The organism is Brevundimonas sp. Br13, assembly GCF_055391505.1.
Genome location: NZ_AP044008.1, coordinates 2,960,892 through 2,987,269 on the forward strand (window position 1 = coordinate 2,960,892; position 26,378 = coordinate 2,987,269).

The following is a 26,378-nucleotide window of genomic DNA, read 5'->3' on the forward strand; positions in this document are numbered from 1 at the left end:
GTTACTACAAAAATAGGTCAGATTCAACGGTCGCCCGATCCAGGGCCTTGGCGAATACGGTGGGCAGGGCCGCGCGCGCCGCTTCGAAAGGCATCCATCGCCAACCCGCCCTCGCCTCGCCTCGCGCCGTCATCACCGTCAAGGTCAGGCTGAAATGGGTGAAAACATGCTCGACCGATCCGACGTCTCGCCAGTCGGCGTCGATCGGCGGCGGCGTCAATGGTTCGCCCGTCGTCCAGTCACTGGTCGGCAGGCCCAGCATTCCGCCCAGCAGCCCTCTCTCCGGCCTTGTCTCCACCGCCACTCGACCTTGGTCGTCGAACAGAACCCAGGCGACGCCCTTCCGCTGCGGCCGGTCCGCCTTCTTGGTCTTGAACGGATAGCGTTCAGGCTCGCCTGTCATCAGACCCGAGCAGTGATCTGCGATCGGGCAGGTCCCACACAGCGGCGACTTGGGCCGGCACACGGTCGCGCCCAGGTCCATCAGGCCCTGGGCCCAGTCGCCGGGCCTTTGATCATTGACGAAGAGGCCCGCCAGCCGCCGGAGTTCGGGCCGCGCCTGGGGGACCGGCGTCTCGACGGCGAACAGCCGCGCCATGACCCGTTCGACATTGCCGTCGACCACATTAGCGGGGCGGCCAAAGGCGATGGCCGCCACCGCTGCGGCCGTATAGGCGCCCACGCCGGGCAAGGCTGAAAGCCCCGCCTCCGTATCGGGAAACACCCCGCCATGTTCGCCCGCCACCGCCCTGGCGCAGGCCAGCAGATTGCGAGCGCGGGCGTAATAGCCCAGTCCCGCCCAGGCGGCCATGACCTCGGCGTCCTGGGCCGCCGCCAGGTCCGACACCGTCGGCCAGCGGCTGGTGAAGGTCTGGAAATAGGGGGTGGCGTGCGGGGTGGTGGTCTGTTGCAGCATGACCTCCGACAACCAGACGCGATAGGGGTCGGGCCTCTGCCGCGTCCCCGGCGGAGCGCGCCAGGCCAGGCTGCGTGCATGGCGGTCGTACCAGTCCAGCAGACGGGCGCGGATCAGGGCGATGTCGGGAGAGACGTCAGTCATGGGATCGGTCTATATAGGCCCATGCGCCGCCCGCTGCCCACAGACGCCGAGGTCCGCGAGATCCTGTCGCGCCGCCGCACCCGCCCGGCGCCGCGCCCGGCGCCGCGCGCGGGCCAGGCCCTGACGCCCCTGATCAAGAAGCTGGACGAACAATTCGGCCGCGGCGCCGGCGCCCTTGAGCCGCGCTGGCGCGAGATCGTCGGAGACCGCCTGGCCCGCGTCACCCGGCCCCAGAAGCTGACCAAGGGCAAGGGCGGCCAGCCCGGCGTGCTGGAGCTGCGCGTCGCCGGCGCCGCCGCCCTGCTGGTCCAGCATCAGTCAGAGGACATCCTGGCGCGGGTGAACCTGTTTCTGGGCGCCGGTTCGGTCGATCGGCTTCGCATCGCCCAGGGACCGATCAAGCCCTTGACCGAGCCGGCCGCCCGCCCCAAACGCGCCGCTGTCCCACCGCCCCTGCCCGCCTCGGCCGAGGCGGAACTGGCGGCCTCCCTGGCCGCCGCACCCGAGGAACTGAAGGCGGCCCTGGCCAAACTGGGCCGAGCGGCGATATCGCGTTCGAACGACCGCGATTGACAAATCTTCGCCGCACCTGTTCTCGAATGATCAAGGTTGCGCGGTTCGCCCGGAATCACGCCGCCGATCGCCAACGATCCGACCAAGGAAGTCCCATGGCCCCGACCGAATCCCGCTTCGCCCGCATGAGCCGCCGTGCGGCCATCACCGGCGCCGCCATGGCGACCATGGCCCTGGCCGCCTGCGGCGGCGGCTCCAAGGGCGCCGTCGAGGGCGACATGGGCCTGGGCGCGCCGGAAGGCGCCAAGGTCACCGTGGTCGAATACGCCTCGGTCACCTGCCCCCACTGCGCCCTGTGGCAGAAGAACACCTGGCCGGCGTTCAAGGCCAAATACGTCGACACCAACAAGGTGCGCTACGTCTTCCGCGAACTGCCGACCCCGCCGGTCGACGCCGCCACCGCCGGCTTCCTGGTCGCGCGCTGCGCCGGGCCGGACAAGTATTTCGACGTCGTCCACCAGCTGATGGCGACCCAGCAGGAGATGCTGACCTCCTCGCCGCGCGACTGGCTGCTGCGCACGGCCCAGGCCGCCGGCCTGTCTGAGCAGCAGTTCAACGACTGCGTCACCGACAAGGCGGCCGTCGCCGCCATGGAGAAGCGCGTCCAGGCCGCCCAAGCCCAAGGCGTGACGGGCACTCCGGCCTTCTACGTGAACGACACCCAGGTCATCACCCCCGGCGGCGAAGGCGCCAGCCTGGCCGACCTGTCGGCCGCCATCGACGCCGAGCTGGCGAAGTAAGCCATGGTCCGGCGCGCCGTCCTCGCCTTTGCTCTGACCGCCGCCCTGGCGGGTCCGGCCTCGGCCGCCGAGCCCCCGCCGCCGGTCACGGCCCAGGACCATGTTCTGGGTCAGGCCGACGCGCCGGTCACGGTGATCGAATACGCCAGCTTCACCTGCGCGCACTGCGCCGTCTTCCACAACGACGTCCTGCCGGCCTTCAAGGCCCGCTACATCGACACGGGCAAGGTCCGGCTGGTGCATCGCAACCTGCCGACCCCGCCCGCCAATGTCGCCGCCGCCGCCGCCGCCGTGGCCATCTGCGCCGCGCCGGGCCGCTATTTCGACGTGGCCGAGGTCTTCATGCGTGACCAGGCCAATCTGCGCACCACCGGCGCCAAGCCCTGGTTCGACGCCGGCCTCGCCGCCACCGGCAAGACGCGCGAACAGGTCGAAACCTGCCTGAACGACCCCGCCACCCGCGCCGCGCTTCAGGCCCAGATCGCCGGCGCCGAGGCGGCCGGGGTCGAGGGCACACCGACCCTGTTCGTCAACGGCAAGCCTGTCGCCGGTTACTCGCTGGAAGCCCTGTCGGCCGCCGTCGATCCGCTGCTGCGCCGGTAAGCGCCAGGACCGATGCAGTTCCAGCGCCTCCGGCTCGTCGGCTTCAAGTCGTTCGTCGATCCGGCGGAGGTGCACATCGAATCCGGCCTGACCGGCATCGTCGGACCCAACGGCTGCGGCAAGTCCAACGTCCTTGAGAGCCTGCGCTGGGTCATGGGCGCCAACTCGGCCAAGGCCATGCGCGGTCAGGGGATGGACGACGTCATCTTCGCCGGCGCAGCGGGCCGCCCCCCGCGCAGCCACGCCGAAGTCCAGCTGACCATCGACAATGCGCAACGTCGCGCGCCCCAGCCCTTCACCGACAGCCCGGTGCTGGAGGTGTCGCGCCGGATCGACCGGGGCCAGGGTTCGACCTACCGGATCAACGGCAAGGAGGTGCGCGCCCGCGACGTTCAGCTGCTGTTCGCCGACGCCTCGACCGGCGCCAACTCCCCCGCCCTGGTCCGCCAGGGCCAGATCAGCGAGTTGATCGCCGCCAAGCCCCAGAACCGCCGCCGGATCCTTGAGGAAGCGGGCGGCGTCGCCGGCCTGCACACCCGCCGTCACGAGGCGGAGCTTCGCCTGAAGGCGGCCGAGGCCAATCTGGAGCGGCTGGACGACATCGGCCGCGAGCTGGAGACGGCGCTGAATCGGCTGAAGCGCGAAGCCCGTCAGGCCGAGAAATACAAGAAGATCTCCGCCGAGATCCGCGCCCTCCAGGCCGCCCTGCTCTACGCCCGCTGGAACGACGCCCAGATCGCCGCCGAGGCCGCAGCCCTGGAGCTGCGCGCCGCCGACCGCGCCGTGGCCGAGACGACGACCGCCGCCGCCGCCGCCCAGACCGCCGCCCTCGCCGCCCAAGAGGCCCTGAAGCCGGCGCGGGAGGAGGACGCCGTCGCCTCCGCCCTGCTGCACCGGGCCAGTCTGGAGCGCGACCGGCTCGACATGGCCGAACAGGCCGCCCGGGCCGAGGTGGATCGCCTGAAGGCCGAGGCCGCCCGCATCGCCGCCGATACGGAGCGCGAGACCAATATGGCCGCCGACGCCAAGCGCGAGCTGGACCGGCTGGATCACGAACTGGCCCGCCTCCAGGCCGAGATCGCCGCCGCCCCCGCTCGCGGCCCCGAACTGGACAAGGCCCTGGCCGCCGCCGAGGAGGCCCGCAAGACCGCCGACGCCGAGGTCGAACGCCTGGCCGCCGCCCTCGCGGCCGTCGAGGCCCGCGCCAACGCCGAGGCCGCCCGCCGCCGCGACGCCGAGACCCGCCTGTCCCGCGTCGCCGCACAGCTGGAACAGGCGAGGCGCGAACGCGAGGCCCTGGGTCCGCTGGAAACGCCGGAGCTGGAGGCCGCCCGTCAGGCGCTGGAGATCGCCCAGGCCGAACTGACCGCCGCCCGCGAGGCCGTCGAGGCGGCCGAAGTCAGACGCGGCGACCTGGCCCGCGCCGAGCAGGAGGCCCGCACCGCCGCCCGCGCCGCCGAAGACCGGCTGGGCCGGTTGCAGACCGAGGCGCGCGGCCTGGCCCAGTTGCTGGTCGGCGGCAAGCGCGACCATCCGCCCGCGCTCGACAAGGTCCGCGCAAACCGAGGCTATGAGGCCGCCCTAGCCGCCGCCTTGGGCGAAGACCTGGACGCGGCCCTGGACGCCCGCGCCGCCGCCTACTGGGGCGGGGCGGAACCTCGCCCGCCCGTCTGGCCCGCAGGCGTCGAACCGCTTTCGGATCATGTCCAGGCTCCCGACCAGTTGGCGGCGCGTCTGGCCCAGTGCGGCGTCGCGCCGCGCGCCCAGGCGGCCGAACTGGCCCGCACCCTGCCGGTCGGCGCCCGTCTGGCGACGCCCGAGGGCGACCTGTTCCGCTGGGACGGCTTCGTCAGCCGGGCCGAGGCGCCGCGTCCCGCCGCCGTGCGTCTGGCGCAACGGACCCGGCTGGCCGAGCTGGAAACCGAGATCGACAAGGGCAAGCCGGCCCTTGAGCAGGCTCAGGCCCAGCAGAAGGCGGCGGCCGAAGCCTTCCGTGCGGCCGAGGAGGCGGTGAAGACCGCCCGTCTCAAGCCCTTCGCCCTCGACAAGGCCGTGACCGCCGCCCGCGACCGCGTCGAAAGCCTGACGCGGGACCAGACCCGCCGCGAAGCCCGCGCCCAGGCGCTGGATGAGGCCCTGGCGCGGCTGGCGGCCGAAGTGGCCGAGGCTGAAGCCGCTTTGGCGGCCGCACAGACGGTCGAGGCCCCGTCGGAAACCCTGGCCGGCCTGCGCGACGATCTGACCGCCGCCCGCGCCGCCGCGGAAGCCGCCCGCGTCGCCGCCCAGACCGCCCGGTCGGACCGTGACGCCGAGGCCCGCGACCGCCAGGGACGCGAGCAACGTCTGGGCGGCCTGACCCGCGCGCGCGACGGCTGGATCGCCCGATCCAAGGACAGCGGCGGCCGGCTGGCCACGCTGGAGAAGGACGCTGAAAAGACGGCCGCCTTGCTGAAACAGGCCGAGGTCGCGCCCCAGGGGTTCGCCGAACAACGCGGCAAGCTGCTGGACACACTGACCGCCGCCGAACAGCGCAAACAGGCTTCCTCCGACGCCATGGCTGTAGCCGAGAGCGCTGCGGCCGAGGCCGACCGCGCCGCCCGCGCCGCCGACGCCGCCGCCTCCCAGGCGCGCGAAGCCCGCGCCGGTCTGGCCGCTCGGGCCGAGGCTGCGGCCGAGAAACTGACCGAAGCCGAGGCGACCTTGCGCGAGACCGCCCAGATGTCGCCCGAAGACCTGGCCCGCAAGCTGACCGATGAGGCCGTGGCCCGGCCGCCTGACGCCGCCGGCGCCGAGAGCCTGTTGTACGGGCTGGAGCGCGAGCGCGAGGCCCTGGGCGCCGTCAACCTGCGCGCCGAGGACGAGGCGACCGAATACGGCGAGCGGCTGAACAGCATGAAGTCAGAGCGGATCGACCTGACCCAGGCCATCGCCAAGCTGCGCGACGGGATCGACGAGTTGAACGCCGAGGGACGCGAACGGCTGATCGCCGCCTTCGACGTGATCAACGCCAACTTCAAGGCCCTGTTCGAGGCCCTGTTCGACGGCGGCCAGGCCGAGCTGAAACTGGTCGAGAGCGACGATCCGCTGGAGGCGGGGCTGGAGATCTACGCCTGCCCGCCCGGCAAGCGGCTGTCGGTCATGAGCCTGATGTCGGGGGGCGAACAGGCCCTGACGGCGGCGGCCCTGATCTTCGGCGTCTTCCTGGCCAACCCCGCCCCCGTCTGCGTGCTGGACGAGGTGGACGCCCCGCTGGACGATGCGAACGTGGACCGGTTCTGCAAGATGCTGCACGAGATGCGGTCGCGGACCGACACCCGCTTCATCGTCATCACCCACAACCCGGTGACCATGAGCCGGATGGATCGGCTGTACGGCGTCACCATGCCCGAGCGTGGCATGAGCCAGCTGGTCAGCGTGGATCTGAAACAGGCGGAGACGCTGGTCGCATGATCGCCCTGCTGCTCGCATTCGCCGATCCCCAACTGGTCGAGACCGGCGTCGGCCGGTTCGCCGTCTACGCCGATGTCGCCTCAATCGAGCGGCACGGAGACTTGGCCCGGATGCGCGAGCTTCAGGTCACCGAGGCGGGCTTCAAGGTGGGGGACGTGACCTATGTCGTCGGCTGGTCGCGCTGGGTTTTCGATTGCCGGGCCCGCACGGCGGACCGGCTGGATTTCGCCTCCCTGCGCGAAGACGGGACAGAGGGGCCGGCCACGCCCGACGCCGCGCCCGCCTATCAGGCCGCGCCCGGCGGGGATGCGGCGGAGTTGCTGGCCGTAGCGTGCGGGGAGGCTCCGGCGCGGGAGATCCTCACGCTGGATCAGGCGATCGCTCGGGGCCAGGCGGCGTTGAAGGACTGACGCCGCCCCACCCGGCCGCTGCGCGGCCACCCTCCCCGGAGCGGGGAGGGAGATTAGGGGGCCGCTCTTCCCCCTGCGGCCATTCCAGGCGGTCGCGCGGCAGGGCTTCGCGGCATTGGTCGCGCATGAAGGCCATCAGTTTCTCGCGAATCTCGCAGCGCAGGTCGAAGGCGACCGGGGCCGAGCGGGCGCTGGCCAGGCAGCGGACCTGAAGCACCCGTTCGGTGATGTCGGTCACCTGCATGACCTGGACGTCGCCGTCCCAGAGCTTAGAGTTCTTGACGATCCCCTCGAAAGCCTCGCGCAGCTTATCAATCGGGGCCTCGTAATCGACGTAGAAGAAGGCCGTGCCGATCAGGCGGGCGTTCTCGCGCGTCCAGTTCTGGAAGGGCTTGGTGATGAAATAGGACAGGGGCAGGACCATACGCCGCCAGTCCCACAGCTTGACCACCACATAGGTGGCGGTGATCTCCTCCACATTACCCCACTCGTTCTCGACGATGACGGCGTCGTCCAGGCGGATCGGCTGGGTCAAGGCGATCTGGATGCCGGCGACCATGTTCGTCAGGATCGGCTGAAGCGCCAGACCGGCGATGATGCCGACGACGCCGGCCGAGGCCAGCAGGCTGACGCCCCACTGGCGGAAGCCGGAGATGGTCATCAGGGCCAGACCCACGGTGACGATGAACAGGATCACCTTGGCGACCCGCTGCAGGATGCGAGTCTGGGTCAGGTGTTTGCGGGCGAGCAGATTGTCCTCGACTGAGATATTGTACCGCTTCAGATGCATGACCGACCACATGTCGAGCACCCCCGAGGCCATCCAGCCCAGCGTCAGGATGGAGAGGAACAGCAGCACCGCGCGGATGTCGGCCGAGGGTTCGGGATGCATCGGCGACACGGTCACGCCGATGCCGACGCCGATGATGATGATCAGCACCCGCAGCTTGACCCGCGCCCTCTCGACGATCCCGCGCCAGAAGACGTCCTTGTTCCTGACCATGCGGCGCAGGACCGCGAAGACGACCTTGTGCGTCAGCCAGCCGCCGCCGACGAAGACCAGTAGGACGAGGCCGATCACCGCCCATTCGGGCAGCCAGTCGAACTGACGCCACAGGGCGCGGACTTGACGGGTCAGGGCGATGATTTCGGGAGGCATGGGCTCCTAAACGCGCGACAAGCGGGACGGTTGTCGGTCTCAGGCGGCCCCCGCCGTCGCCTCGACCAAGTCCGCCAGGCGTTCGGCGGCGTCGGGGATGGCGACCGAGCGAGCGGCGGCGGACATGGCGGCCAGGCGGGCTGAATCGGACAGGACGCGATCCAGGGCTGCGGTCAAGCTCTCGACGGTCAGGGCGTCCTCCAGAATGACCTCCGCCGCCCCGGCTTCGGTCAGGGCCTTGGCGTTCAGGCGCTGGTGGTCGTCGGTGGCGATCTTGAGCGGGATCAGGACCGAAGGCAGGGCCGCGATCGCCAGTTCGGCGCAGGTCGAGGCGCCGGAGCGGCCGACCACCAGATGGGCCTTGGACAGCCGTTCAGCCATGTCGCGGAAGAAGGGGGCGACCTCGGCCTCGATCCCGGCTTCCAGATAGATCTGGCGAGCGGCCTCCAGGGTTTCGGGCCGGGACTGCTGCTGCACCTTCAGGCGACGACGCAGGGCCTCCGGCAGGGCCGCCAGGGCTCGGGGCGTGGTCTCCGACAGGATGCGGGCGCCCTGGCTGCCGCCCGTCACCAGCACCTGGATGGGGCCGCCTTCGGCGGGGGCGACATAGGGGCGATCGAACAGGGCGCGGATGTCGGCGCGCACGGGCGAGCCGACGACGTGGGACCGTCCCTGAACCTGGGCCGGCGCCCGCTCCAGCGTCGGGAAGGACGAGGCCACTTCGCCCACATAGGGGGCCAGTATGCGGTTGGTTCGGCCCAGAACCGCGTTCTGCTCATGGATGACGGTCGGCCGCTGCGACGTCACCGCCGCCACCAGGGCCGGGGCGGACGGATAGCCGCCGAAGCCCACCACGACATCGGCGCCCAGCCGGTCGAAGGCGGCCCGCGCCTGCATGACGCCCTTGAAGATCTGCACCCCTGCCGTGATCAGGCCCAAGGGGCCGGAGCCGGTCGCGGCGTCCAGGGCCAGCCGTTCCTCGGCCGGAAAGGCGTGGGCGTACTGCTCGCCTCGATGATCGGTCGCCAGGACCAGGCGCCAGCCGCGCCCGGCCAGCTCCCGCGCCAGGGCCTCGGCCGGGAACATGTGGCCGCCGGTGCCGCCGGCGGCGACGACGCAAAGTTTGGACATGGGGCCTCCGGGAGAAACAGTGTCTGAATAGTCCGATTTGTCCGGTCTGAGGACGGCGGGCGGAAAAAAGAGTGTCCGATGTGTCCGATGTGTCCGATGTGTCCGGTTGGGCCGTTTGAGCCCTTCGCCCCCTATAGAATGCCACGGTTTTTCGGCGCGATGGGGAGAAGGCGGTCGTTCGGGGTCAGCGCCTTGATAAGACGCAAGTTCACGACCCAGGTTAGGGCCTTCACGCGCCGCCGCCCTAAAGCAGCCGCCGCCCCGGCCGCGACAGGCTGGCGCCCGGCTCATAGGCGCCCGGCCGACGCCGGGTCAGGGCCAGGGCGAAGCCCATGGTCAGGCCCATGGCGATCATGGAGGAGCCGCCGTAGCTGACGAAGGGCAGGGTCATGCCCTTGGTCGGGATCAGGTTCAGGTTCACCGCCACATTGATGCAGGCCTGAAGCCCGATCAGCATGAAGAGGCCCGCCGACGCGGTCTGTTCGAACGGATCGGTCAGCTTCATGGCCCGGCGCATGCCCCGGACGACGATGAAGGCGTAAAGGCCGATGATGATCAGGCTGAGGATCAGGCCGAACTCTTCGGCGCCGACGGAATAGATGAAGTCGGTGTGCAGGTCCGGCACCCGGCGCTTCATCACCCCCTCGCCCACCCCGCGGCCCAGAAGGCCGCCCGCGCGGATGGCCTCGGCGGCGGCGTCGATCTGGTGGGTGTCGGTGGTCTCGGGCGAGAAGAAGCGGCTGAGGCGGTCGCGCATGTGGCCGAAGACGAAATAGAGCGACACCAACCCCGCCATGCCGGCGCTGGCCAGGACCGCCATCCATTTGAACGGCACCCCGGCCATGAAGAAGACGGCCATGAAGGTGGTGGTGATCAGCAGGGTCTGGCCGATGTCCGGCTGGATCAGCAGCAGGCAGACCGTCAGGGCGTAGAAGCCGAACGCAATGGTCACGCCCGGCACCCCCTGCCCCTTCTGCGCCTCGGCGAACATCCAGGCGGCGAAGACGATCAGGCCCGGCTTGGCGAACTCGCTGGGCTGCAGGCTGAAGGGGCCGAAATTCACCCAGCGCGCCGCCCCCTTCACCGTATCGCCGATGAAGGGCAGGGCCATCATGACGACGATGGCGCCCAGGAGAGCCAGGACGGCGATCCGCCGCACCCCGCGCGGCGACATCAGGGAGGTGGTCAGCATCAGGGTCAGGCTGACCCCTGAAAAGACGATCATCCGCCAGGAATAGTGGAAGGGATCGGTGATGGATTCATCGGCCAGGATGGCGGCCGGGCTGGAGGCGAAGCTGAGGGCCACGCCGAGCCCCATCAGGGCAAGCGCCGCGCCCAAGAGGCCGCGGTCCACGGTCCAGAACCACTGGGCGATCGGGCTCTGGTCGTTTCGGGAAAAGGCGGGGGTGTAGGAGGCGCTCATCGGGCCGTCTCCGGGATTGCGCCGAGGTTCAGGACGGCGGCGCGGAAGGCCTCGCCCCGCGCCTCGAAGTCGGGGAACTGGTCGAAACTGGCGCAGGCGGGCGACAATAACACGATCTGGTCGCCGCCCGCAGCCTGGGCGTCTGCGGCGGCGGCGGCGACGGCGGCGTCCATGGTTTTCGAGATGACGTGGGGCGTGTCGCCCAGGGTGTCGGCGAAGGCCTGGGCCGCGTCGCCGATCAGATAGGCCTTGGCCACGCGCGGGAAGAGGTCGGTCAGATCATCGATGCCGCCGTCCTTGGGCTTGCCGCCTGCGATCCAGAAGACCTTGGGATAGGCGGACAGGGCCTGACGCGCGGCGTCGGCGTTGGTGGCCTTGGAGTCGTTGATGAAGCGGACCGGGCCGATATGGCCGACGGCCTCCATCCGGTGGGCCAGGCCGGGGAAGGTGAGCAGGCCTTTGACGGCGGCCTCATGCGACACGCCCAGGGCGCGGGCGGCGGCATAGGCGAAGGCGGCGTTCTGGGCGTTGTGCCGGCCGGGGAGAGAGCGGGCGGCGGAGAGGTCGGCGAGGATCGCGCCGTCCGACTCTATCGAGGTTGATCGCACCTCTATTCCGCTCATCCCGGCGAAAGCCGGGACCCAGTCCTGTGGGCGCTCCGACGGGTGCGATGCGGCAGCACGCTGATCCCCGGCATCGTGTCCTGACGAAAGCACTGGGTCCCGGCTTTCGCCGGGATGAGCGGAAGAAATGGTTAGAACACGCGAGGCCAGGTCGCGGACGATCCCCTGCCCCCATTCCTCGTCGACCCCCACCAACGCCACAGCCTCCGGCCCCTGGGCCTGGAAGATCCGTCGCTTGGCCGCGACATAGCCCTCCATCCCGCCATGCCGGTCGAGATGATCGGGCGAGACATTGGTCAGGATCGCCACGTCCGGCGCGAAGCGCGTGGTCAGGTCCAACTGATAGCTGGAGACCTCGATCACATAGACGGCGCCCGGCGTCGGCTCCGGCAGGGCCAGGACGCCGATGCCGATATTGCCGCCGACATAGACGGTCAGGCCCGCCTGCTGCAGCACCCAGCCGATCAGGGCGGTCGTCGTGGACTTGCCGTTGGTGCCGGTGATGGCGACGACCTTCGGCCGCCGCCCCTGCGGCAGGGCGTCCAGGGCGCGGGCGAACAGTTCGATGTCGCCGACGACCGGAACGCCGGCCTCGCGCGCCTTGTCCACGGTCCAGTGCGGCTTGGGATGGGTCAAGGGCGCGCCGGGCGACAGGACCAGGGCGGCGAAGCCGGACCAGTCGGCGGTCGTCAGATCCTCGACCACGAAGCCCTCTGCCTGGGCCTGAAGCCGGCCCGAGACGCCGTCGTCCCACAGGACGGGGATCGCGCCCCCGGCCTTCAGGGCGCGCGCCGCCGTGATCCCCGACCGTCCCAGGCCGAAGACCGCGACCCGCCTGCCCTCATAGCCGGGAACCGGGATCATTCCACGCTCCCTTTTCCGTCATCCTCGGGCTTGACCCGAGGATCGGAGGGTCCGCCGCTGGTGCGAAGGGCCCGTCGCACAGTCAGGTCCACGCCCGATCCTCGGGTCAAGCCCGAGGATGACGAAACTGGGGTCAAGCCCGAGGATGACGGAGAATGGGGGAGCCCGCTCATCTCAGCTTCAGCGTGGACAGGCCGAGCAGGGCCAGGGCCCCGGCGATGATCCAGAAGCGGATGACGACGGTGGATTCCGGCCAGCCCATCTTTTCGAAATGGTGGTGGATCGGGGCCATCAGGAAGATGCGCTTCTTGGTCAGCTTGTAATAGCCGACCTGGATCATGACCGAGGCGGCCTCCATCACGAACAGGCCGCCGACGATGCCCAGCACCAGCTCGTGCTTGGTGGTGACGGCGATGGCGCCCAGCGCCCCGCCGAGAGCCAGGGATCCGGTGTCGCCCATGAAGATCTTGGCCGGGGGGGCGTTGTACCAGAGGAAGCCCGCGCCCCCGCCGATCATGGCGGCGCAGAAGATGGCCAATTCGCCGGCGCCCGGGACGTGGTGGATCTGCAGATACTGGGAGAAGACGAAGTTGCCGGCCAGATAGGAGATCAGGCCAAAGGCGCCGGCCGCCATCATCACCGGCACGGTCGCCAGCCCGTCCAGACCGTCGGTCAGGTTCACCGCATTGGAGAAGCCGACGATGGTGAAGGCGGCGAAGGCCACATAGAACCAGCCGATATTGAGCAGGACCGCCTTGAAGAAGGGGAAGGCGATCGAGGTCTCAAGTCCCGGCGAGGTCGGCGAGGCGGTCATCCAAAGCACGGTCAGGACGCCGGCGATCACGGCCACGGCGGTCTGGGCGACCAGCTTCTGTTTCGAGGTCAGGCCGGCCGAGGTCTGTTTCGTCACCTTGGCGTAGTCGTCGATGAAGCCCAGGACGCCGAAGGCCGCCGTCACGAAGCTGACGATCCAGATATAGGGATTGGTCAGGTCGCCCCACAGGAAGACCGCCACGCCTATGCCCGCCAGGATCATGAGACCGCCCATGGTGGGGGTGCCGACCTTGGACAGGTGGGAGACCGGACCGTCGTCGCGGATCGGCTGGCCCCGGCCCTGTTTGGCGCGGATCCAGTTGATGAAGCGGCTGCCCATGGCCACGGCGACGATGGCCGCCGTGGCCAGGGCCAGGGCCGTGCGGACGGTCTGATACTGGATCAGGTTCAGCAGCGGATACTGGTGCGCGACGTCGGCGTAATAGAGGTACAGAAGATAGAACATGCGGGGTCTCTATCGGGGCGCCGGGGGCGTGTCAGGGCTTGAAGGGGCGGTTTGAAGATCGGCCAGGGCCTTGGCGACCAGGGACGCCCTGGACCCGTTCGATCCCTTGACCATGACGATATCGCCGGGGCCCGCCAGCACGGACGCCTCGGCGGCGAGTTCGGCGGCGGTTTCGCGCCACAGGCCGCGACGCGAGGTCGGCAGGGCCTCGTAGAGCCAACGCATCTGCGGACCGGCGGCGTGGACCAGATCCAGACCCGCCGCCTCGATCGGCTGGGCCAGACCCTCGTGCAGGGCGCGGCTCTGGTCGCCCAGCTCCAGCATGTCGGTCAGAACCACGATCCGACGACCGGTCGTCGGGCGGGCGCCCAGGCTCTTGAACCCCGCCGTCATCGACAGGGGATTGGCGTTGTAGCTTTCGTCGATCAGGGTGAAGGCGCCGCCGGGGACGGCGACGGTGCGGGTCTGGCCGCGTCCCGCCAGAGGCTGGAAGCCGGCCAGGGCCTGAAGCCCCGTCTCCAGTTCGACGTCCAGGGCGTTCAGCATCAGAAGGACGCACAGGCTGTTCAGCCCCCAGTGGGCGCCCGACTGGGCCAGGCGGTACTCCAGCGGCTTGCCGAACAGTTCGGCGAAGACGGTGGCGCCTTCGGCGTCCGGGCGGAAGTCCTTGAGGCGGGCGTCATGGCCCGGATCGGTCCCGAAGGTCACGAGGCGCGCCCCGACCGCCCTGGCCGCGTCGCACAGCAGGCCCGAGAAGGCGACGTCGCCGTTGGCCACCGCCGTCCCGCCGGGGACCAGACCCTGGAAGATGGCGGCCTTCTCGCGCGCCACCCCCGCCTCGCCGTCGGTGAAGGCCTCGATATGGACCGGGCCGACCGTGGTGACGCAGGCGGCGTGGGGGGCGACGAAGCGCGACAGGGGCGCGATCTCGCCGGGGGCGTTCATGCCGATCTCGAACACGGCGCGCCGGGTCTCGACCGGCATCCGCGCCAGGGTCAGGGGCACGCCGATATGGTTGTTGTAGCTCTTGATCGAGGCGTGGGCCGGGCCGGCCAGATCAAGCCCCGCCTTGATCGCCTGGGTCACGCTGGTCTTGCCGACGCTGCCGGTGACGGCGCCGCGCTTGACCTGGGGGGCGCGCTCGCGGGCGGCGACGCCCAGGGCCTCCAGCCCGTCCAGGGTGTCGGGGACCACGACATAGGGTCCGCCCTCGACCGGTCGGTCGACCAGGGCGGCCGCCGCGCCGGCGGCGAAGGCGGAGGCTGCGAACTCATGCCCGTCGCGCGCGCCCTTCAGGGCCAGGAAAAGGTCGCCGGGGACGATCTCGCGGCTGTTGTAGGTCAGGCCCGTGACGGGGCGGTCGTCGCCGTGCAGCACGCCGCCCGTGGCGGCGGCGATCTCGGCGGCCGTCCAGAGCGGGCGGGCGGGTGTATCAGGCATACAAAGACAGGGCCTCGGACGCGACGGTGGCGTCGTCGAAGGGATGAGTCGTCCCGCCGACGATCTGGCCCTGTTCATGCCCTTTTCCGGCGATCACCACCACATCCCCGTCGCGCATCATTTCGATGGCGGCTTCAATGGCCGCGCGGCGGTCGCCGATCTCCAGCGCATCGGGGCAGCCGGTGCGGACCTGGGCGCGGATGGCGGCGGGGTCTTCCGAGCGGGGATTGTCGTCGGTGACGATGGCGACGTCGGCCAGACGCGCCGCGATCTCGCCCATCAGGGGCCGTTTGCCGCGATCCCGGTCGCCGCCGGCGCCGAAGACCACGATCAGACGGCCGGTCGCGTGGGGGCGCAGGGCGGTCAGCACCGTCTCCAGCCCGTCCGGCGTATGGGCGTAGTCGACATAGACCTCGCCGCGTCCCGTCTCGGCGCCGATCCGTTGCAGCCGGCCTTGCGCGCCGGTCAGGCCCTCCAGCGCGCCGATCACCGCGTCGGGCCGGTCGCCGGCGGCGATGCACAGGCCCGCCGCCACCAGGGCGTTCGAGGCCTGGAAGGCGCCGGCCAGGGGCAGCAGGATGTCACGCACCTCGCCCTGCACGTCCAGGGTCAGGCGCTGCCCCTCCGGCGTCGCCTGGCGGCCGATCAGGGTCAGGTCGCGCCCGCGTTCGCCCACGCCCATGACCCCCAGGCCCGCCATGATGGAGGCGGCGGCGAAGGCGGAATAGGCGTCGGAATCGGCGTTCAGCACCGCCGTGCGGCCGCGCGGCAGCAGGGCCTCGAACAGGCGCAGCTTTGCGGCGCGATAGGCGTCCATGGTGCCGTGATAGTCGAGATGGTCCTGGGTCAGGTTGGTGAAGGCCGCCGCCGTCAGGGCCACCCCGTCCAGACGGCGCTGGTCGATGCCGTGAGACGAGGCCTCGACCGCCACATGGGTCACGTCCTTGGCGGCAAGTTCGGCCATCAGGCGGGCGGCCTCGGCCGCGTCGGGGCTGGTCAGGCCGGGGCCGGTCAGGGCGTAGGTCTTGTCGCCCTTCTGACCGACGACGCCCAGGGTGCCCATGCTGGCCGACTTGTGGCCCAGGCCCGCCCAGATCTGGCGGCAGAAGGCGGCGACCGAGGTCTTGCCGTTGGTGCCCGTCACCGCCACGCAGGTCTTGGGCTGGGCGCCGTAGAAGCCGCGCGCGGCGATGGCGTAGGTCCGGCGCACGTCGCCCGAGGTGACCAGGACCGGCGCGACGCCGTCGGGCGTATCGGCCGGCGCCAGGACGGCGGCGGCGCCCTGGGCCAGGGCCTGGGGAATGAAGGCGCGGCCGTCGGCCGTCGTACCCGGCAGGGCGACGAACAGGGCGCCGGGCGCGACCTTGCGGCTGTCGGCGGTCACGCCGGTGATGATCGGATCGGACGCCAGGTCGCGGCGCAGCAGATCGGACAGGTGAAGCGCGCTCACAGCCCGTCCCCCTGCACGTCCTGATATTGCGGGATCTTCTCGCCCGAGGCCGTGCGCCAGCGGTCGGCGCGGCGCTCGACGCCCAGGAAGCCGGCGATCCGGTCGGCGATGTTGCGCACGGCGGGCGCGGCCACATAGGCGCCGGTCTTGGGATAGGTTCCCGGCTCGTCCATCAGGACGAAGACGGCGTAGCGTTTGGCGGTCAGAGGCCCGTCCACGGGGAAGACGGCGGCGAAGGAGCCCAGGGCGTGGCTGGGGTCATAGCGGCCGTTGACCAGCTTGTTGGCCGAGCCCGTCTTGCCCCCGACACGAAGCCCCGGCGCGTCGGCGAAACCGCCCGAGCCCTTGACCACATTGGCGCGCATCAGCTCCAGCACCGCCCGCGAGGTGTCCTCGGTGACGATCTGCTGCGGCTTGGCGCCGCGCGCGCCGCCGCGACGCAGGGACAGGGGCACCATCCGCCCGCCGTTGGTCAGGGCGCCCATGGCCTGAACCATCTGGGCCGGGGTGATCATGATGCCGTAGCCGAAGGAGAGCGAGGCCAGGGTCGAGTTGTCCCAGCGACGCGGCAGGACCGGTCGGGCCGATTCCTTCAGCTCGATGGTGGAGGCGTCCAGCAGCCCCAGGCGCCGGAAATAGTCGCGCATCGTGTCCGGCCCCATCTGCACCGCCAGCTGGGACGTGCCGATGTTGGACGAGTGCAGATAGACCTCTTCCAGGGTCATGACCCGGTTCTGGGCGTGGAAGTCCTTGATCTTGCGGTCGCCGATCTGGAACGCCTCGGAGGCGTCGAACAGGGTGCCCATGTCCGCCCGGCCGGTGTCGAGACCGGCCGCCACCGTAAAGGTCTTGAAGACCGAGCCCATTTCATAGTGGCCCGACACCGCCCGGTTCAGGGTCGCGCCGTCGGGCGCCGCGCCGCGGTTCGACTGGCTGAAGTTGGGCCAGCTGGCCATGGCCAGGACCTCGCCGGTCTGGACGTCGGTGACGATGGCGACCGCGCCCTTGGCCTGGTTCTTGATCGCCGCAGCGGCCAGTTCGTTCTCGACCACCCCCTGCACCCGCAGGTCGATCGACAGGGGGAAGCTTTCGCCGCGCTGGCCCGCCGCCCGGATCTCGTCGTTGAAGGCCAGTTCGGCGCCGGAGATCCCCTGCCCGCCCGTATCGGCGTCGCCGATCAGGTGAACGGCGGAGGTTCCCAGCGGATAGGCGCGGCGATCTTCGGGCTCGAAGGTGACGCCGCCCAGGGCCAGATCGTGGACGGCGGCCTTCTCCTGGGGCGTCAGACCGGTCAACACGATCAGGCGGCGGTCGCCGTCCAGCACCCGCCGAAGCCGCTCGGCCGGAATGCGCGGCAGGGCGCGGCGCAGCTGGCGATAGGCCAGGCCGCGGTCCCAGATCTCCGCCGGGTCGATATAGAGGCCGTAGTGGACGATGTTGATCGCCAGCAGCTCGCCGTTGCGGTCCGTCAGGTCGCCGCGCACCAGGGCGTCGGGGCTGGCGCCGGACCCGCGGGCGCCGGCCGGGGCCAACAGGGCCCGGTAGGAGGCCCCCAGCGCCAGACCGGCGAAGACGCAGGAGAAGACGATCAGGATCAGGAAGATGCGGACGCGGGTGTCCTCTTCCGGCCGGGCGTCGGCGCGGGCGCGTTCGAAGCCGTGCTCCAGCCGCCAGACCAGTTCCGACAGCCAGCGCCAGAAGGGCGACAGCCGGCCTTGCAGATCCACGCCCGGCGCCGGCCGGTGATAGCGATGATCCTGAACCGTCATTGCGCCGCCTCATCGGATGAGTCGTCGGCAAACAGGCCGGAGGACGGGGCGGCGGACGGGGTGGCGGCCTGAGGCTGAGCCGGGGACGCAGGCGCCGCGGCCGACTTCAGGTGCGGCAACTGGGCTTCATCGGCCTGGCGACGGACGTCGACCGGAGCCATGCCGATCTGGCGCGACAGATTTTCCAGCCGGGCGGGCTGTTCCAGACGGGCCACCTCGGCGCGCAGCAGGCGGACCCGCTGGCGGTTTTCGCGAATGTCGCGCTCAAGCTCGGCGATGCGGCTGCTTTCGCGCGCGGCGGCGGCCTTGGCCGCATAGACCGAGACGATCATCACCGCGACCAGGGCCACGCCGATGATCTCGATCCAGCGGACGCCGCGGATCTTCCAGTCGAACAGCCGCTGCAGGGCGTTGCGGGAATAGCCGAAGAAGGGCGCCGTGGTCATGCCGCCATCCTCTTCTTTTGGGGCGCCCAGGCCGGGGCCTCGGTGCGGATCGCCGCCCGCAGCTTGGCCGAGCGAGCGCGGGGATTGGCCGACCGCTCTTCGTCCCCGGCCTCGCGCGCGCCTTTGAACTGCAGGGTGAAGCTGGGCTTGCGCGGATCGACGGCGATCGGGGCGTGACGCGATCCGGCCGGCGTATTGCCGGTCCGCTCGGTCAGGAAGGCCTTCACGATCCGGTCCTCCAGCGAATGGAAGGTGACGACGGCCAGACGGCCGCCCGGCGCCAGGGTCGCCTCAGCCGCCTCCAGCCCGCGCTCCAGCTCGCCCAGTTCGTCGTTCACCGCGATGCGCAGAGCCTGAAACACCCGCGTGGCCGGATGGATCGGCGCGCCGCGACGGCCGCCCAATGCCTTTTCGACCACCTCGGCCAGGTCCAGGGTGCGGGTGAAGGGCTGTTCGACCCGGCGACGCAGGATGGCGGTGGCGACCCGGCCCGACTGACGCTCCTCGCCGTACAGTTTGAAGATATGGGCCAGGGGACCGTGGTCCCAGCCGTTGACGATGTCGGCGGCGGTCTCGCCCTCATCGGACATCCGCATGTCCAGCGGGCCGTCGCGCATGAAGGAGAAGCCGCGCTCGGCCTGATCCAGCTGCATCGACGAGACGCCGATGTCGAAGACGGCGCCGTCCAGCCGGGCCTTGCCGCTGTCGGCAAAAGCTTGGGCCAGGCCCGAGAAGGGAGTGCGGACCAGTTGGAACCGGTCGGGGAAGTCGGCCGCCACGGCGTCGGCGTGGGGCTGAACCGTCGGATCGCGGTCCAGGGCGATCACCTCGGCGCCGGTCGCCAGAATGGCGCGCGTATAGCCGCCGGCGCCGAAGGTGGCGTCGATCACGACGTCGCCCGGCGCGGGCTTGAGCGCCTCGATCACCTCGGCCAGCAGGACGGGGGCGTGGGGCGCGTCGCTCACGAACCGCCTCCCGCCAGCTTCATCTGGGCCGCCAGTTTCAGGGCGCCGATCTGGGCCATGCCGGCCTTGGCCAGGGCGCGCTGTTCGGCGCGACGGGCCGCCCACTTCTCGCGCGACCAGATCTGGAACCGGTCGTTCAAGCCGACGATGACGACCGTGTCCTCCAGACCCGCTTCGGCGCACAGGGATTCAGGCAGGGTGATGCGGCCGCCCGCGTCATAGGCCAGGCGGACCTGTTCGCCCATGACCTGCCATTCCAGGGCCGAACGCTCCTCGGAGCCGAACGGCAGGGATTCGATCATCTCGGCATAGACGGCGAACAGGCGATCCCCGCCCGCTTCCAGACAGTCGGCCTCGATGGAGGGAAAGATGAAGACGCCGCCGGCCGCGCCGTTTTCGGCCGTGCGGAAATCATTGGGGATCAGGAGACGGCGCTTGCCGTCCAGCTGCTTCTCGTAGGTCGAGAGAAACACGCCCTGCCCAATCGAACCCTTCGGCCCGTCCCTTAGATGCCTGACGAACGCCCGCCGCGCCCGCCTCTCAGCCCCATCTCATGGGAATGGGATAGCATGGGATTGAATGGGTCTCAATGGGATCAGCAGTGTTACTTAACCATGTTTTCACGCGATTGGACTTGAAGCGCCACGCACAAAGAGAACATAAATGGAACATGCGAAGTATTCACAGGCTGTGGATCAGTGTAGGCGGTCCAGCGCCCACAAGAGGTTAACGGGCCCCGCCCTGTGGACGGTCCGATCCGGCGGCGAAAGATGGGGATGGAAGCGCAAACCGGCGCCGAATGACCGGCCTCAATCAGGCCGAAGGCCGGTAGGCCAAAGAACCGCCTCAAGCAGGCCGAAGGCCGATAGGCCCTCAAAAAAGATATGCCAGACGGCCTGTAAGCCGGGTTTTGTTCCGCCCCGAAGGACGGCGACGATCATTCCTCTGGACCGTCCATTGCTGAACGGTTCTCGCGACCTACCCGGACATCCAGGGCGGTGAGCCCCGCGAGGCGAACCCCGCACGATGTCCCTATTTGGTCTTGCTCCAGGCGGGGCTTGCCATGCCGTCCCTGTCGCCAGGTCCGCGGTGGGCTCTTACCCCACCCTTTCACCCTTGCCGCCCGCGAACGGGAGGCGGTTTGCTTTCTGTGGCGCTATCCCTCGGGTCGCCCCGGGCGGAAGTTATCCGCCGCCTTTTCACCGTGGAGCCCGGACTTTCCTCGACGGACGCGAAGTCCGCCGCGACCGCCCGGCCGTCTGGCGGGGGGGTAGATGCGCCGCCTGGGCCCCCAGGTCAACAGCGGGCGGATCATTCGCGGCTTGACGAGACCGGGGGCGCCGTGACTGCTGGGCGTGGCTGGAGGGGCGAGACCATGACGAAGACGGCGACGAACAAGAGCGTGCGGCTGATGGCGGTATTCGGCCTGGCGTCCCTGGCCGCCGTGGGATTGGGCGCCGCCGTCTGCGCCCTCAGCGGCGTATCGGCGGCCTCCTGGGGACGGAACCTGGCGGCCTGGCTGGTCGGGGCGGTGATCGCCGCTGCCCTGGCGGCGGCGGGGCGGCGCGTCGTCTCGCCGGGGGCGGCGCTGGCGGTCGCCGGACTGGCCGTGACGGGGCTGGCCGCCGGCTTCTTCAATCCAGCCCAGGAGGGGGTGCATCGCTGGATCGAAGCCGGGCCTCTGCACGTCAATATCGCCATGGTCGTCCTGCCGTCCCTGTCGGTCGTGCTGGCGGCGGCCGAGGACCGTTGGGTGGTCTGGGCGACCCAGGCGGCCGCCGTTGTGGCCCTGATCCTGCTGGTCGCCCAGCCGGACGCTTCTCAGACCACGACCCTGGCGGCGGTCCTGATCCTGGTCGCCGCCTTTCGCGCGCCCAGCCGTGGAGCGAAGGCCGCCTTGATCCTGTTCGCCGGACTTGCGGCTGCGGCGGCCTGGATGCGGCCCGATCCGTTGCAGCCGGTGGCGGAGGTTGAGGAGATCGTCGGCCTGGCCTTCCAGATCTCGCCCCTGATCGGGGGGCTGGCCCTGATCGGTCTGGCCGCCTTCACGGCGGTTCCGGCCGCCCTGACACGATCCGAAGGCCGACTGAGACTGGCCGGGGCCGCACTGAGCCTGTGTCTGGCCGCCTGGGCGGTCACGCCCCTGTTCGGCGCCTTTCCGGTTCCCCTGGTCGGGGTGGGCATGAGCCCGATCCTGGGCGCCTGGCTGGGGGTCGGACTGCTGGCGGCGATGACGCGCGCGCGAACGGTCTAATTCAGCACGCCCGTGACGCTTTCGACGCTGGCCAGTTGCAACAGGCCGACCAGACGGGCGCGGGTCTCGCCGTCGGCGACGCCGTCGATGCGGCCGGGCCGCCAGTGGCGCTGGAAGGCGCGGATGGTGGTCTCGGTCTCGGCGTCATAGTCGCCGCCGGGCGCCAGCCCATAGCCCAGCCGGTGCAGGCCGGCGCGCAGGACCACGACCCCGATCCCCTGGTCGCCCTTCTGAAGCAGACCGCCCAGGGCCTTGATCCGCTCGGGCGCCGGCTCGAACCACAGGCCGTGTCCGGCCTCGGCCAGCCGCTTCCAGGGGAAGAGTTCGCCGGGATCGGTCTTGCGCTCGGGCGCCAGGTCGGAATGGCCGATGATGCGGTTGTCGGAAATGGTCCAGCGCCGGCGGATATCGCCGATCAGGGCGATCACTGCGGCGATCTGGGCCTCGGGAAAGGGGCGATAGCCGAACTCATGACCCGGATTGACGATCTCTATGCCGATCGAGGCGGCGTTGCAGTCGTCCTCGCCGCGCCACACGCCCCGGCCGGCGTGCCAGGCGCGCCGTTCCTCGGGCACAAGTTGGAAGATGCGACCGTCCTCCTCGACCAGATAATGGGCCGAGACCTTGGCCTCCGGGTCGCGCAGCCGCGCCAGGGCGGCCTCGCCGGTCTCCATCCCGGTATAGTGCAGCACCAGCATATCGGGCGGCGCGCGGCGCGCATCGAAGTTCGGCGAGGGCGCCGCGATCAGCTCAACCATGGTTCAGGGGGCCTCAGCGGCCGTGGCGGTCCCAGCCGTAGGCGACCCAGGTGCCGTTGACCTTGTGCGCCTCGATCAGCTCGGGGTCTCCAGCGCGGCGGCGCGGGGTCAGGTTGCGGCGCGCCCGCATGGCCAGACCCGCCAGAAAGACCAGCACGCCGGCGAACAGGGCGATCACGGCCACCGCGGCGGCGGTGAAGACGGCCAGAACCGCGCCCACCGCCATGGCGGCGACGGCGGCGATCAGGCTGGCGACCCACAGGATGGAGGACACCAGGCCGTTGGGCCGGCGACGGGCCGCGACGCCCAGAGAGGCGAGACGTTCAGACTGGAACATGGATCATCCTTTCAGACGTTCCGCAGAACGCCCAAGCCTCAATGTCGGTCCATTGAGCCGTGCGGTCAATGGAGCGCCCCCTCACGCCTGTGTGCGATGGATCGTCACGCCTCCTTCAGAAAAGCGGCTGATCGGCCAGGATGACCGCGCCCTCGCTGCGCATCCGCTCACCCTCGATGCGGCGCATGACGGCCTGGGCCTGAGGGTCGGCCATGACCCCGCCCAGCATGACCAGGGCCTGGGCCGCCTCGCTCTGGACCCCGAACATTTCCGACAGGGCCTCCCACGGCGACTTCTGCTTGGGGAAATGTTTGAAGCGGACCGACTCGCCGGCCGGAATCTTGGCCAGGGCCTTGGCCTTGGCCACCGCCTCGTTCAGCCCGCCCAGCTGATCGACCAGTCCCAGAGGCAGGGCCTGGGCGCCGGTCCAGACCCGGCCCCTGGCGATCTCGCGCACCCGCGCAGGCTCCAGCTTGCGGCCGGTGGCGACGCGCGTGATGAAGTCGTCGTAGATCCGGTCCATCGAGGCCGCAAAGGCCGCGCGCTGGCTGTTGGTGAAGGGCTGGGTCGGGGAGAAGGCGTCGGCGTAGGAACCACCCACGGTCAGCTCGCGCATGTCCACGCCGAACCGGCCCAGGGCGTCGGCGATCACGAACTTGCCGCCGAACACGCCGATGGAGCCGGTCAGGGTCGAGGGCTGGGCCACGATCCAGTCGGCTTCAGAGCTGATCCAATAGCCGCCCGAGGCGGCGTAGGCGCCCATGGAGACCACCACCGGCTTGCCGGCGGCCTTGGCCGCGCGCACGGCGGCCAGGATCTGTTCCGACGCCTCGGGCGAGCCGCCGGGCGAGGAGACGCGGAAGACGATGGCCTTCACGCTCTTGTCCTCGATGGCGTCATAGATGGCTTCGGCCGTATCGTCAGAATGGATGGAGGAGCCGCCGCCGAAGCCGCCGCCGTCGCTGCGGCCGGTCACGATCGCCCCTTCCCCGCCGACGATGGCTATGGCGTTGCGGCCTGATCCGGTCCGTTCGCCCTTTTCAGAGACGTATTTGCCGAATTTGACGATCTCGGCGCCCTTGCCGGCGCGGCGCTTGATCTCGGCCTCGGCCTCCTCGACCTGGCCGATCTTGTCGACCAGCTTGTTCGCCAGGGCCTGTTCCGCCGAATAGGGGCCGGCCTCGATCACCGTCTTCAGGGCGGCCGAGGTCGTCTTGCGGTCCTGGGCGGCGTTGGCCAGGGCGCTGTCATAGATGGAGGTCATCCAGGCCGTCATCGCCTCGCGGTGGGCGGGGGTGTAGTCGCTCTGGGTGTATTCGTTGACGGCGTTCTTGTATTCGTAGCGCTGCTCGAAATCGGCGCGGACGCCGTATTTGTCGAAGGCGCGCCCCAAGAACAGACTGTCGGCCGAGAAGCCGGTGGCCTGGAATCCGGCGGTGTTCTGCATCCACAGTTCCGACGCCGAGGCGCCGACCATATAGGTGGACATCACCGCGCCCGCAGGGGCGAAGCCCTGGCTGTGAGCGATGACCGGCTTGCCCGAGGCGCGGAAGCGGCGGATCGCCTGGCGCAGCTCATCCGCCGAGGCCGGGGTCATGCCGCTTTCCGGCAGGCGGACCAGCACGGCCTTGACGCCGGCGTCCTCCTGGGCCTGGGCCAGACCGTCCACCACCTGGGTCACCGACAGGCTCGATCCCCCGAAGGCCGCGAACGGATTGGTCGAGGGCTGGTCGCTGATCCCCTCGCGCAGGTCCAGTTCCAGCACCATGGTCGCGGGCGTCGTCGGCTTGGAGGCGCCGGCGATGGCGACCGTCAGCAGAACGACCGGGACCACGACGACGAACAGGATCAGTCCGGTGAAAACCCCCAGAACCGTCAGAAAGAATTGCTTCATGGGAAAAGGCGCGCTCGCAAGAGGCCGGAATGGCTCAGCCGCACCATAGAGCGGGAACAGTCACCGTCAAATGAACGTCGTGCAACGTGCGGGCGCAGTTCGGCGCCGCACACGGCCGCGGTTGCGATGCGGCGCCGCGATTGATGCGGAGGGCGGAAATCCCTATATGAGCCGCCTGCGAGCGGGGGCCTATCGCCCCGTGTCCTATTTCGGAGACCGCCGTCCATGCTGGTCACCCTGATGAAGTCCAAGCTGCACCGGGCCACGGTGACCCAGGCCGACCTCGATTACGAGGGGTCGATCGCCATCGACATGGACCTGCTGGACGCGGCCGGAATCTATCCGAACGAACAGGTCGATGTGCTGAACATCACCAACGGCGCCCGTTTCACCACCTACGCCATAGAGGCCCCGCGCGGCTCCAGGGTCATCGGCGTCAACGGCGCCGCCGCGCGCCTGGTCCAGAAGAACGACAAGGTGATCGTCGTCACCTACGGCCAGCTGCCCCAGGAAGAAGCCCGCCAGTGGACGCCCAATGTCGTGCTGCTGGACGACAACAACGAGATCAAGCGCGCGGCCTGAGCCGAGATCGTCGCCGATGCAAAAAAGGCCCGCCGGCGACGGCGGGCCTTTCTCATTCTGCGCCCAGGATCAGCGGGCGACGTCGTAGACGCCGGTGATGTCGATCCGCACCGTCAGTTCGCCGGCGGCCACCGGCGTGCTGTCACGGCTTTCCAGCGCCACGGCGCGGGCGGCGAACATCGGCTGCGGCGGCTGGGGCGCATAGCCGCCGCCTTCGCTCAGGTTGCGGATGCCCGCCAGCTGGACGTTCAGGGCCTGGGCGTACAGCTGGGCCTTGGCCTGAAGCGCCTGCACGGCCAGTCGGCGCGCCTGGTCCTCGGCCGCCGAGGGATCCTTCAGGCCGAAGCTGATGCCGTCGATCTGATTGACCCCGGCGGCCACCACGGCGTCGGCGGTGGTCCCGACCTTGGTCAGGTCGTTGATCGTCACCGTCACCCGGTTCACGGCCTGATAGCCGCGCAGCTTGGGCGGTTCGTTCTGCTGATAGTCATATTGCGCCGACAGGTTCAGGCCCGAGGTCTGGACATCGCGCTCGGCGACGCCGGCGCGGCGCAGGGCGGCCATGACCTGGGTCATGCGGGTCGCATTGTCGCGCATCGCCTCCTGGGCCGTCGCCGCCTCGGTCTGAACGCCGAAGCTGATGGTCGCCATGTCCGGCGCGGCCTTGACCTCGCCATAGGCCGACAGGTTCAGCGAGGGCGGAGGCTGCATCATTTGGACGCCCGGCTGGACCGTCTGGGCCGCAGCCGGCGCGACGGCGCCCATCACCGCAGCGGCCGTCAGGGCCCCGCCCAGCATCAGGGATTGGAAGGCGCGTTTCATGAAGATGTCTCCGTGGAAGATCCCGACCGACGGGGTCGTCGATCCATGGCCGTAACCTTGGCCTTTTACGCCTGAACGAACGTCCGGTCGTCGATGTCGGTTTCCGTTCATCTTGATGAATTCGCCGAAACGGACGCGGCGAAGATCAGGCCCTTGGCAAGCCGCGCCCTCCCCTGCTAGGCCGTTCCTCCCGCCGCGCCGCGCCTCTCGGCCGCGTCCCTGGGGGCCTGTAGCTCAATGGTTAGAGCCGACCGCTCATAACGGTCTGGTTGGGGGTTCGAGTCCCTCCGGGCCTACCACGGGACTTCTTTCTCTGAATTTCTCAGCCCTCAGGGGTCTAGCCGAA

Annotated in this window: 23 protein-coding genes, 1 tRNA gene and 1 other RNA gene; 8 read left to right on the forward strand and 17 right to left on the reverse strand. The window is 69.8% G+C overall.

Translation table 11 applies throughout. The features are described from left to right. Positions 1-4: 4 nt before the first annotated feature. Entirely contained in the window at positions 5-1,060 is a 1,056-nt protein-coding gene (gene mutY, locus ACZ5M6_RS14785; protein ID WP_152950795.1) for an A/G-specific adenine glycosylase, read from the reverse strand. 21 nt (positions 1,061-1,081) lie between these two features. Between mutY and ACZ5M6_RS14790 the strand changes: the two genes are divergently transcribed. The 5 genes from ACZ5M6_RS14790 to ACZ5M6_RS14810 all read left to right on the forward strand — a co-directional run bounded on the left by ACZ5M6_RS14790 (position 1,082) and on the right by ACZ5M6_RS14810 (position 6,836). Beyond that, positions 1,082-1,633 carry a DUF721 domain-containing protein gene (locus tag ACZ5M6_RS14790; RefSeq protein WP_054766431.1) on the forward strand — a complete coding sequence of 184 codons (552 nt, stop codon included), beginning with the start codon at positions 1,082-1,084 and terminating at the stop codon, positions 1,631-1,633. 95 nt (positions 1,634-1,728) lie between these two features. Continuing rightward, a complete protein-coding gene (locus tag ACZ5M6_RS14795; protein ID WP_054766432.1) occupies positions 1,729-2,373 on the forward strand; it encodes a DsbA family protein in 645 nt (214 codons plus the stop codon). Between the two features lie 3 nt (positions 2,374-2,376). After that, the gene (locus ACZ5M6_RS14800) at positions 2,377-2,976 is read left to right on the forward strand and encodes a thioredoxin domain-containing protein (protein ID WP_054766433.1); all 600 of its coding nucleotides are present in this window, start codon (positions 2,377-2,379) and stop codon (positions 2,974-2,976) included. A gap of 12 nt (positions 2,977-2,988) precedes the next feature. Beyond that, positions 2,989-6,426 carry an AAA family ATPase gene (locus ACZ5M6_RS14805; protein WP_464159011.1) on the forward strand — a complete coding sequence of 1,146 codons (3,438 nt, stop codon included), beginning with the start codon at positions 2,989-2,991 and terminating at the stop codon, positions 6,424-6,426. Then, positions 6,423-6,836, forward strand: coding sequence for a surface-adhesin E family protein (locus ACZ5M6_RS14810; RefSeq protein WP_464159012.1), 414 nt, complete (start codon positions 6,423-6,425; stop codon positions 6,834-6,836). Before ACZ5M6_RS14805 ends, ACZ5M6_RS14810 begins: the two co-directional genes overlap by 4 nt. On the opposite strand, the gene ACZ5M6_RS14815 is transcribed toward ACZ5M6_RS14810, so the two are convergent. The 12 genes from ACZ5M6_RS14815 to rnpB form a co-directional block, all read right to left on the reverse strand. Continuing rightward, entirely contained in the window at positions 6,787-7,995 is a 1,209-nt protein-coding gene (locus tag ACZ5M6_RS14815) for a mechanosensitive ion channel family protein (RefSeq protein ID WP_197273322.1), read from the reverse strand. The genes ACZ5M6_RS14810 and ACZ5M6_RS14815 overlap by 50 nt on opposite strands. A gap of 39 nt (positions 7,996-8,034) precedes the next feature. Then, a complete protein-coding gene (gene murG / locus ACZ5M6_RS14820) occupies positions 8,035-9,126 on the reverse strand; it encodes an undecaprenyldiphospho-muramoylpentapeptide beta-N-acetylglucosaminyltransferase (RefSeq protein ID WP_464159013.1) in 1,092 nt (363 codons plus the stop codon). Between the two features lie 244 nt (positions 9,127-9,370). Further along, entirely contained in the window at positions 9,371-10,549 is a 1,179-nt protein-coding gene (locus ACZ5M6_RS14825) for a peptidoglycan glycosyltransferase FtsW (protein ID WP_152950799.1), read from the reverse strand. Then, positions 10,546-12,036 carry a UDP-N-acetylmuramoyl-L-alanine--D-glutamate ligase gene (murD, locus tag ACZ5M6_RS14830; RefSeq protein WP_464159014.1) on the reverse strand — a complete coding sequence of 497 codons (1,491 nt, stop codon included), beginning with the start codon at positions 12,034-12,036 and terminating at the stop codon, positions 10,546-10,548. Before murD ends, ACZ5M6_RS14825 begins: the two co-directional genes overlap by 4 nt. Positions 12,037-12,205: 169 nt before the next feature. After that, complete coding sequence (gene mraY, locus ACZ5M6_RS14835; RefSeq protein WP_152950801.1) at positions 12,206-13,315, reverse strand: phospho-N-acetylmuramoyl-pentapeptide-transferase; 1,110 nt, start codon at positions 13,313-13,315, stop codon at positions 12,206-12,208. A gap of 9 nt (positions 13,316-13,324) precedes the next feature. Next, positions 13,325-14,755 carry a UDP-N-acetylmuramoyl-tripeptide--D-alanyl-D-alanine ligase gene (locus ACZ5M6_RS14840; RefSeq protein ID WP_464159015.1) on the reverse strand — a complete coding sequence of 477 codons (1,431 nt, stop codon included), beginning with the start codon at positions 14,753-14,755 and terminating at the stop codon, positions 13,325-13,327. Next, positions 14,748-16,205 carry a UDP-N-acetylmuramoyl-L-alanyl-D-glutamate--2,6-diaminopimelate ligase gene (locus tag ACZ5M6_RS14845; RefSeq protein ID WP_464159016.1) on the reverse strand — a complete coding sequence of 486 codons (1,458 nt, stop codon included), beginning with the start codon at positions 16,203-16,205 and terminating at the stop codon, positions 14,748-14,750. Before ACZ5M6_RS14845 ends, ACZ5M6_RS14840 begins: the two co-directional genes overlap by 8 nt. Beyond that, on the reverse strand, positions 16,202-17,974 hold the full coding sequence (locus ACZ5M6_RS14850; RefSeq protein ID WP_054766442.1) for a peptidoglycan D,D-transpeptidase FtsI family protein: 1,773 nt from the start codon (positions 17,972-17,974) through the stop codon (positions 16,202-16,204). Before ACZ5M6_RS14850 ends, ACZ5M6_RS14845 begins: the two co-directional genes overlap by 4 nt. Continuing rightward, positions 17,971-18,420 (reverse strand): cell division protein FtsL, encoded by a 450-nt coding sequence (gene ftsL, locus ACZ5M6_RS14855; protein ID WP_444571467.1) that lies wholly within the window; start codon positions 18,418-18,420, stop codon positions 17,971-17,973. The genes ACZ5M6_RS14850 and ftsL overlap by 4 nt, the downstream gene beginning before the upstream one ends. Then, positions 18,417-19,385 (reverse strand): 16S rRNA (cytosine(1402)-N(4))-methyltransferase RsmH, encoded by a 969-nt coding sequence (gene rsmH, locus ACZ5M6_RS14860; RefSeq protein ID WP_464159017.1) that lies wholly within the window; start codon positions 19,383-19,385, stop codon positions 18,417-18,419. Before rsmH ends, ftsL begins: the two co-directional genes overlap by 4 nt. Then, complete coding sequence (locus tag ACZ5M6_RS14865; protein WP_054766445.1) at positions 19,382-19,858, reverse strand: division/cell wall cluster transcriptional repressor MraZ; 477 nt, start codon at positions 19,856-19,858, stop codon at positions 19,382-19,384. The genes rsmH and ACZ5M6_RS14865 overlap by 4 nt, the downstream gene beginning before the upstream one ends. A gap of 410 nt (positions 19,859-20,268) precedes the next feature. Then, an RNA gene (rnpB, locus tag ACZ5M6_RS14870) (RNase P RNA component class A) lies at positions 20,269-20,648 on the reverse strand. 112 nt (positions 20,649-20,760) lie between these two features. On the opposite strand from rnpB, the gene ACZ5M6_RS14875 reads away from it, so the two are divergent. Then, complete coding sequence (locus ACZ5M6_RS14875) at positions 20,761-21,639, forward strand: hypothetical protein (RefSeq protein ID WP_464159018.1); 879 nt, start codon at positions 20,761-20,763, stop codon at positions 21,637-21,639. Here the strand turns inward: ACZ5M6_RS14875 and ACZ5M6_RS14880 are convergent. The 3 genes from ACZ5M6_RS14880 to sppA form a co-directional block, all read right to left on the reverse strand. Further along, positions 21,636-22,397 carry a peptidoglycan recognition protein family protein gene (locus ACZ5M6_RS14880; RefSeq protein WP_464159019.1) on the reverse strand — a complete coding sequence of 254 codons (762 nt, stop codon included), beginning with the start codon at positions 22,395-22,397 and terminating at the stop codon, positions 21,636-21,638. The genes ACZ5M6_RS14875 and ACZ5M6_RS14880 overlap by 4 nt on opposite strands. A 13-nt stretch (positions 22,398-22,410) precedes the next feature. Next, positions 22,411-22,734 (reverse strand): hypothetical protein, encoded by a 324-nt coding sequence (locus tag ACZ5M6_RS14885; protein WP_191554389.1) that lies wholly within the window; start codon positions 22,732-22,734, stop codon positions 22,411-22,413. 115 nt (positions 22,735-22,849) lie between these two features. Continuing rightward, positions 22,850-24,628: a signal peptide peptidase SppA gene (gene sppA / locus ACZ5M6_RS14890; protein WP_348683535.1), complete on the reverse strand. Its 1,779-nt coding sequence runs from the start codon at positions 24,626-24,628 to the stop codon at positions 22,850-22,852. A 225-nt stretch (positions 24,629-24,853) separates the two neighbouring features. Between sppA and panD the strand changes: the two genes are divergently transcribed. After that, positions 24,854-25,210, forward strand: coding sequence for an aspartate 1-decarboxylase (panD, locus tag ACZ5M6_RS14895; RefSeq protein ID WP_464159020.1), 357 nt, complete (start codon positions 24,854-24,856; stop codon positions 25,208-25,210). A gap of 69 nt (positions 25,211-25,279) precedes the next feature. On the opposite strand, the gene ACZ5M6_RS14900 is transcribed toward panD, so the two are convergent. Next, positions 25,280-26,032: an SIMPL domain-containing protein gene (locus ACZ5M6_RS14900; RefSeq protein WP_464159021.1), complete on the reverse strand. Its 753-nt coding sequence runs from the start codon at positions 26,030-26,032 to the stop codon at positions 25,280-25,282. A 223-nt stretch (positions 26,033-26,255) separates the two neighbouring features. Here ACZ5M6_RS14900 and ACZ5M6_RS14905 point away from each other — a divergent pair. Beyond that, positions 26,256-26,331, forward strand: a tRNA-Ile gene (locus ACZ5M6_RS14905). Positions 26,332-26,378: the final 47 nt, after the last annotated feature.

What these genes read in the sequence shown, in the direction of transcription:
- mutY (WP_152950795.1), bottom strand. Translation starts at nt 1,060, where the DNA reads ATGACTGACGTCTCTCCCGACATCGCCCTGATCCGCGCCCGTCTGCTG.
- ACZ5M6_RS14790 (WP_054766431.1), top strand. Translation starts at nt 1,082, where the DNA reads ATGCGCCGCCCGCTGCCCACAGACGCCGAGGTCCGCGAGATCCTGTCG.
- ACZ5M6_RS14795 (WP_054766432.1), top strand. Translation starts at nt 1,729, where the DNA reads ATGGCCCCGACCGAATCCCGCTTCGCCCGCATGAGCCGCCGTGCGGCC.
- ACZ5M6_RS14800 (WP_054766433.1), top strand. Translation starts at nt 2,377, where the DNA reads ATGGTCCGGCGCGCCGTCCTCGCCTTTGCTCTGACCGCCGCCCTGGCG.
- ACZ5M6_RS14805 (WP_464159011.1), top strand. Translation starts at nt 2,989, where the DNA reads ATGCAGTTCCAGCGCCTCCGGCTCGTCGGCTTCAAGTCGTTCGTCGAT.
- ACZ5M6_RS14810 (WP_464159012.1), top strand. Translation starts at nt 6,423, where the DNA reads ATGATCGCCCTGCTGCTCGCATTCGCCGATCCCCAACTGGTCGAGACC.
- ACZ5M6_RS14815 (WP_197273322.1), bottom strand. Translation starts at nt 7,995, where the DNA reads ATGCCTCCCGAAATCATCGCCCTGACCCGTCAAGTCCGCGCCCTGTGG.
- murG (WP_464159013.1), bottom strand. Translation starts at nt 9,126, where the DNA reads ATGTCCAAACTTTGCGTCGTCGCCGCCGGCGGCACCGGCGGCCACATG.
- ACZ5M6_RS14825 (WP_152950799.1), bottom strand. Translation starts at nt 10,549, where the DNA reads ATGAGCGCCTCCTACACCCCCGCCTTTTCCCGAAACGACCAGAGCCCG.
- murD (WP_464159014.1), bottom strand. Translation starts at nt 12,036, where the DNA reads ATGATCCCGGTTCCCGGCTATGAGGGCAGGCGGGTCGCGGTCTTCGGC.
- mraY (WP_152950801.1), bottom strand. Translation starts at nt 13,315, where the DNA reads ATGTTCTATCTTCTGTACCTCTATTACGCCGACGTCGCGCACCAGTAT.
- ACZ5M6_RS14840 (WP_464159015.1), bottom strand. Translation starts at nt 14,755, where the DNA reads ATGCCTGATACACCCGCCCGCCCGCTCTGGACGGCCGCCGAGATCGCC.
- ACZ5M6_RS14850 (WP_054766442.1), bottom strand. Translation starts at nt 17,974, where the DNA reads ATGACGGTTCAGGATCATCGCTATCACCGGCCGGCGCCGGGCGTGGAT.
- ftsL (WP_444571467.1), bottom strand. Translation starts at nt 18,420, where the DNA reads ATGACCACGGCGCCCTTCTTCGGCTATTCCCGCAACGCCCTGCAGCGG.
- ACZ5M6_RS14875 (WP_464159018.1), top strand. Translation starts at nt 20,761, where the DNA reads ATGACGAAGACGGCGACGAACAAGAGCGTGCGGCTGATGGCGGTATTC.
- ACZ5M6_RS14880 (WP_464159019.1), bottom strand. Translation starts at nt 22,397, where the DNA reads ATGGTTGAGCTGATCGCGGCGCCCTCGCCGAACTTCGATGCGCGCCGC.
- ACZ5M6_RS14885 (WP_191554389.1), bottom strand. Translation starts at nt 22,734, where the DNA reads ATGTTCCAGTCTGAACGTCTCGCCTCTCTGGGCGTCGCGGCCCGTCGC.
- sppA (WP_348683535.1), bottom strand. Translation starts at nt 24,628, where the DNA reads ATGAAGCAATTCTTTCTGACGGTTCTGGGGGTTTTCACCGGACTGATC.
- panD (WP_464159020.1), top strand. Translation starts at nt 24,854, where the DNA reads ATGCTGGTCACCCTGATGAAGTCCAAGCTGCACCGGGCCACGGTGACC.
- ACZ5M6_RS14900 (WP_464159021.1), bottom strand. Translation starts at nt 26,032, where the DNA reads ATGAAACGCGCCTTCCAATCCCTGATGCTGGGCGGGGCCCTGACGGCC.